This window comes from Pantoea sp. CTOTU49201 (genome assembly GCF_032054795.1).
In the GTDB taxonomy this organism is placed as follows: Bacteria; Pseudomonadota; Gammaproteobacteria; order Enterobacterales; family Enterobacteriaceae; genus Pantoea; species Pantoea symbiotica.
The window spans coordinates 13,560-19,189 of the sequence record NZ_DAMBSA010000026.1; the positions used below are offsets into that span (position 1 = coordinate 13,560).

Genomic DNA, 5,630 nt, shown 5'->3' on the forward strand with positions numbered 1-5,630 from the left:
TGCTTAACGCCCGCCAGATTAACGTACTGCGTGGCAAACTTGCGCCCGCCAAGCAGCAGGGCAAAGCCCACCAAACCGGCGGTCACAATCATGATGATCGAGTAGAGTGTGTCGCGCATCAGCGCCGGCGCGGCATCGCCGGTGGCCATCAGCGCCGAGATCAGGCTTACTTCGAGAATGACAACGGAAAGGCTTAAAATCAGCGAGCCATAAGGTTCGCCTAAACGGTGTGCCAGAACGTCGGCGTGACGTACCACGCTGAACGCGCTAAACAGAATGGCAACTAATGCCAGCAGATTGATGCCGATAACCGGCAGAAGCGCTGTCTGGTTGCCGAAGAAGCTCAGCACCGACAGCGCAGCAACGGGGAAAATCAGTGAGTACTCGGTATGGCGGGTTTTCTCATGTCCAGGCATTTACCATCCTCTCCGGAAAAAGTACAAAGCAGGCAATCATTGCCTGATAAATATAATGAGTTTTCTGACGCAACGCAGTGTAACTTTTCAACAACTGTGCTGCTGTGACTTTACGCGATTTTACCAAAAGCGATTATTATGTATAACACGGCAAAAGAGCCTGTTATCGCTGGATTAACGCCTGTATTCATTATGTTGCATGAGTCATCCACTAAATTAAAGATGAGATTGGTCTGTTTAATTGACTTGTTTGATACGGCTTATGGGGGTTTAACTCTCTTAAATCCAATATTCCCGTAAAAGTCGGGCTTTATGCGGATTTTTTGGCCCGCTTCGCACTTTTCCTTCCAATATTGAAGTTCCTCGCCAGGCAGCCGATGCTATTTACACAGAATTTCCCTTTTGTGATCGGGGTCAATCTTGAAATTTTTGTTAAAAATGAATTAATGTCTTCTCTTAAGACGATGCAATACGCGTCGCCTGTAGACATCAGTTTTAAGGAACCACACCGGCAAGATGTCAGCGCAGTAGAGGAGACCACAGTGTTAACGCGGGAATTTTTATTAAAAGCAGATTGTAAAACATCGTTTGGCGATATTGATGAAGCGCTGTTCTGGAGCTGTGAAAAGCGTGCGGCATCGCTGTCAGCCACGCTTGCCTGTCGTCCTGACCAAAGCCCGGTGTGGATTTTTGGCTACGGCTCGCTGATGTGGAATCCGATTTTTGAAGCTGCCGAAGTGGCACCTGGCCGATTAGAGGGCTGGCACCGCGCGTTTTGCCTGCGCTTGATCGCCGGTCGCGGCACCGTCACCGCGCCTGGTCGCATGCTGGCGCTGAAAGAGGGCGGATCTACCAGCGGACTGGCATTCCGCTTACCGGAATCGCGCTTGCATGATGAACTGGAGCTGCTGTGGAAGCGTGAAATGATCACCGGCTGCTATCTGCCAACCTGGTGTGAGCTGGAGCTGGAGGATGGACGCAACGTCACCGCGCTGGTGTTTATTATGGATCCGCGTCATCCATTGTATGAAACCGACTCATGCCGCAGTACCATCGCGCCGCTGATTGCACAGGCCAGTGGGCCGCTCGGCACCAACGCACAGTATCTCTATGCGCTGGAGCAGGAGCTGGGTAAACGTGGCATGCAGGAAGCGGCGTTGACGCGCCTGGCGGCAGAAGTGAGAGCGCTGCAGAATCATTCCGCAGCGCGCTAACGCGCATTACTGCGCTGGATTAATCAGCCAGGTTCCCGGCTTATCGATGGTCAGCGATTGGCTATGCACCTGGTTGCCGTTACGCACCTCAATGCGATAGTTCCCCGCCGCCAGATTCAATGAAGCAAACCCGCTGCTGGAGGGCTTCACATCCCGGGCTTCGCCATTCAGCATCACGTTCTCACCCGCCTGCAAACGCAGATAAACCGTCGCTACCGTTGGCGCACTGCTCGCCACATTATTGGCGGGTGCAGCAGGCGCGGCTGGCGTGGTGCTCGCGGCCACCGGCGGCACTTCACTGTGACGATTCGCTTTCCACACCACCACCACAACCGCCAACACCGCAATCGCAGCGGCCACCACTAAACCAGGCGACAAACGACGCACGTTACGCGGCGTCAAAGGTTCAACGGCGGCAGCGGCATGGTTGACCGCCAACACCTGCGGTTCCGGCGTTGCCACAATCGGCTCCACCGGGACATTCGGTTCGGCTACCACCGGAATGGTGGTGGAGAGTGCTTCGACATCGCTCACCGGCAGATCGATCAAGCTAGCAAAGGCATCAATGCTCTGCGGACGATCTTCCGGCTTCATCGCTAACGCGCAGTCAATGGCGTGCAGCAGCGGCAGCGAGTAGCCTTCCGGCTTGCGTTCCACCAGCGGCTGATAGTTATCCTCAATGCAGCGCACCACGCTCACCGGCGGCGCATGGCCGGTAATCAGGTTATGCAGCACCGCGCCCAGCGCATAGATATCGGTCCACGGACCTTGCTCGATTTCGCCTTCTTCGCTGTATTGCTCAATCGGCGCAAAGCCGGGCTTAAGCATGATCTCGGTTTCATCAGAGAGGTTACCAATCTCTTTGCGCGCCGAGCCAAAATCGAGCAGCACCGGCAGCTGATTTTCCTGAATCTGGATGTTATCCAGCGAGATATCGCGATGCAGATAACCGGCAGCGTGAATGGTATCGATGGCGCCAAACAGCGGCGGCAGCAGACGACGGATCCAGCTCTCATCAATGCTGTCCGGGCTGGTGATTTGCCACTCTTTCAGCGTCATGCCGCTGTAATAAAGCGTGCCCATGTAAGCGGTGCCGTTCTCTTCCCAGAAGCGCAACACGTGCAGCAAGCCGGGATGATTGAAGCGTGCCAGCAGGCGCGCCTCCTGAATAAAGCTGTTGCGACCGGCGGTAAACAGCTTATGGAAACGCTCACCGCGCAGTTCCAGCGACATATCCGCCGCACGCACCGCCAGCGAGACGGGCATGTACTCTTTGATGGCGATAGTGCGCTCCAGCTGATGATCCCAGGCACGATAAACAATGCCGAAGCCGCCGCCGCCAATCACTTCCTTGATTTCAAATTCATTAAACCGGTAGCCCGCAGGCAGGGCATTAGGTGTATGGTTTTCGTTTGCCGACATAGTGAACTCTCTGAACACGTCCTGTAGCGCCCCGTCATCACGATGACGGCGGGCAACGACCGCTAATTAATTAATGTTACGCCAGGCACCAATCGCCGGATCGGCGAGATCCGCATGCAGGGTGTCAATCAGTAACACAGTCACTTTTTGCTGTGGCATAAATTGCGGCGACCACACGCCGCGTAACGTCTCAACCCGCTTTTTCAGTACATCGCTGTCCTGATCGGCGGTTTTGTCCATCTTCACCAGAAGTGTGCCGCTGAAGCGCCACACATGCTGTTGTGCATCAAACGGCAGCACTAACCAGCTATCATCGGCATCCGGACGCGTAACAATCATGCGCTGGTTATTCACCGAGATCACTTCCAGCGGCGGACCGCTTAGTTTCAAATCTGCAATCGGGTAGCCCTGATAGAAATTCAGCGCCACATTGCGCGTTTTACCGTCGCTCATCAGCGTCATTTCGCTCGGGCCTTCCAGCCAGCCTTCGGTTGAGCAGTGCTGACTCGGGTTATCCGGGATAAACAGCGATTCGCCTTTGTCATCCCACCAGGTGCGGAAATGACAACCGCCCGGCAAGGCAAAATGCTGCAGCGGTGTGCTATCCGCCGGGCGCGAGAGATCGAGCGGCGCGGCATTATTGGCGGTTGCGCTGGCCGTGGCATCGTTGATGACGATGGGACGCCAGTTCTGTAATTTGGCCGCGCTACCGTTTGCCAGCACGCTGCCCTCTTTATTGGTCATCTGCCACGGCAGTTCATCCAGCAAGCCGCACTGATTAGCCAGCAGCGTACCGACGCGCGGCAGGAAGCTGGTCAGGACGCTGGAATCGGTGCTTTTGCCCGAAACAATGCGCAGCGGCAGCGTCTCTTTGCACCAGTCGTTAGGCGCTTTGCTCGCCACGTCATCGATGTAGACTTCCAATGACAGGCTCGGTGAATAGACCACACGATAATCTTCTGCCTGCGCATTTCCGGCCAGCAACAGGGTTGCGAAGCCCGTCAACCACACTTTCATAAGAATCCTTGGATCAATAACGTGACGGCAGAAAACGTGCCGCATCAGCCTGGGAATAAAGCAGCGTCGCTTCCTGCGGTTCGCCAATCCAGACGGCCAGAGCGCTGAGATTGTCGCTTTTAACACTGCGGTTAACGGCTTGTTCCATCAAAGTCAGCCACTCTTCGCAGGCATTCACCATGCGCAGGGCCAGTTCCATTTCGTGGGTGGTGAGATTGAGCCAGAATCCATCGCTGCAAACTAAAAACGCATCGCCATCGGCCAGCGTAATCACCTCGCTAAAGGTGGCCGGACGGGCAGGCTCAACACCGAGCGCATTATAGAGTAAATTACTGTTAATGCCGGTATTTTCATAGCCCGCTTCGCGTAACTGCTGGGCCAAACTGTGATCACGCGTCACCTGATTTAGCACCCCATGACGGAAGTGATAAACCCGGCTGTCACCTGCGTGCGCCCACCATGCGAGCTGTTTTTCACGGTCGATAAACAGCGCAGCGAGCGTGGTACTCATCCGGGAAAAATTCGGATTGTTTCCCTGTGCCTCAATCAGCACCTGCTGGCAGTGTTCGATGGCAGCGCGCGTGCTTTCCGGCGTGAAGGTCGCGCTATGCTGCAACTGCGTCAGCAGCGTGTCGCGCACCAGCTGCGCAGCGAAATCTCCGCCGGGCAAACCGGCCACGCCGTCGCACACCAGAAAACAGGCTTTTTGGTCGTCTAGCTCGGCGCCAGTGCGATCCTGATTTTCGTCACGCATGCCTTGCTGGCAGCGGCTGGCAAACATCATCTTCATGCGTCTTCGGTCCGCGTCTGAGAATCCTTGTACTGATTCACTTCCATATCATAGGCATGCAGGAAGGCTTCGCCGAACAGCGTGTGGAAGTCATCTTCAATTTCACCGGCGGTACGCTGATAGTGGCGAGAGAAGTAATCCCACAGCGCCGCTTTTCGGCCGGTGTTAAATGCCATTTTGGGTAGCACGCCGTCTTTGCGCGCTTCTTCTTCTAAGCGCTGCGGGTTAAACGATTGCAGCATGGCGGCGATAATCGCGCGGATGCCGGCAATCATCCCCAGCTGATGCGCCTGCAAATCCACCAGCGCATCACGCACCGCCGGTTCCGGCGGCATAAAGCCCGGCATCTGGCTCTGATACATCTGCATCAACACGGTTTTACCGGACGGCAGAATTTTGAATGGGTTATTTGCCTCATTGAGGATCATCGTCATGTCGGCTTTCACGCCACGCTTGAGAATCGAGCGCGATGAGAGTAGGGCGACGGTGCCTTGCGAAAACAGGCTCAGCATGCGACCAGTGACACGCATCTGCTCTTCGGTGATGGTGGTTTGGTGGCCGTTGTTCAGCCCCATGCCTTCCAGCAACGCAGCAATCAGTTTGTCCTGAGAGACGCCCGGCAAGGTGGCGGGCAGCGTCGGCGCATCGCTTTGCGGATCGATGGCGAGACGCGGATCGTTGCGACGTTCCTGACGCGCCACCGGCTCGGGAATCACCTCGGGCTCCTGCATCATGCCGAGCGGGTCATCGCTGCTGTCGGCAAAGAGCGCC

5 protein-coding genes and 1 pseudogene are annotated in these 5,630 nt (G+C 55.7%); 1 reads left to right on the forward strand and 5 read right to left on the reverse strand.

All coding sequences use genetic code 11. From position 1 onward, the window contains the following. A pseudogene (locus RTY00_RS03590) lies at window positions 1-416 on the reverse strand (sodium-potassium/proton antiporter ChaA); the annotation flags it as partial. 542 nt (window positions 417-958) lie between these two features. On the opposite strand from RTY00_RS03590, the gene RTY00_RS03595 reads away from it, so the two are divergent. Next, entirely contained in the window at window positions 959-1,630 is a 672-nt protein-coding gene (locus RTY00_RS03595) for a gamma-glutamylcyclotransferase (RefSeq protein ID WP_008107689.1), read from the forward strand. Window positions 1,631-1,636: 6 nt separating this feature from the next. Here the strand turns inward: RTY00_RS03595 and RTY00_RS03600 are convergent, their stop codons facing one another. The 4 genes from RTY00_RS03600 to tagH form a co-directional block, all read right to left on the reverse strand. Then, window positions 1,637-3,052, reverse strand: coding sequence for a serine/threonine-protein kinase (locus tag RTY00_RS03600; protein WP_312663415.1), 1,416 nt, complete (start codon window positions 3,050-3,052; stop codon window positions 1,637-1,639). A 66-nt stretch (window positions 3,053-3,118) separates the two neighbouring features. Next, window positions 3,119-4,069, reverse strand: a complete 951-nt coding sequence (locus RTY00_RS03605) for a hypothetical protein (RefSeq protein WP_312663416.1) — start codon at window positions 4,067-4,069, stop codon at window positions 3,119-3,121. 13 nt (window positions 4,070-4,082) lie between these two features. Then, complete coding sequence (locus RTY00_RS03610) at window positions 4,083-4,859, reverse strand: serine/threonine-protein phosphatase (protein WP_312663417.1); 777 nt, start codon at window positions 4,857-4,859, stop codon at window positions 4,083-4,085. Next, a partial coding sequence (gene tagH, locus RTY00_RS03615) for a type VI secretion system-associated FHA domain protein TagH (RefSeq protein ID WP_312663418.1) occupies window positions 4,856-5,630 on the reverse strand: 775 nt, incomplete at its 5' end. The genes RTY00_RS03610 and tagH, both read right to left, overlap by 4 nt.

Coding starts and splice junctions, on each gene's coding strand:
- RTY00_RS03600 (WP_312663415.1), bottom strand. CDS start 3,052: ATGTCGGCAAACGAAAACCATACACCTAATGCCCTGCCTGCGGGCTAC.
- RTY00_RS03605 (WP_312663416.1), bottom strand. CDS start 4,069: ATGAAAGTGTGGTTGACGGGCTTCGCAACCCTGTTGCTGGCCGGAAAT.
- RTY00_RS03610 (WP_312663417.1), bottom strand. CDS start 4,859: ATGAAGATGATGTTTGCCAGCCGCTGCCAGCAAGGCATGCGTGACGAA.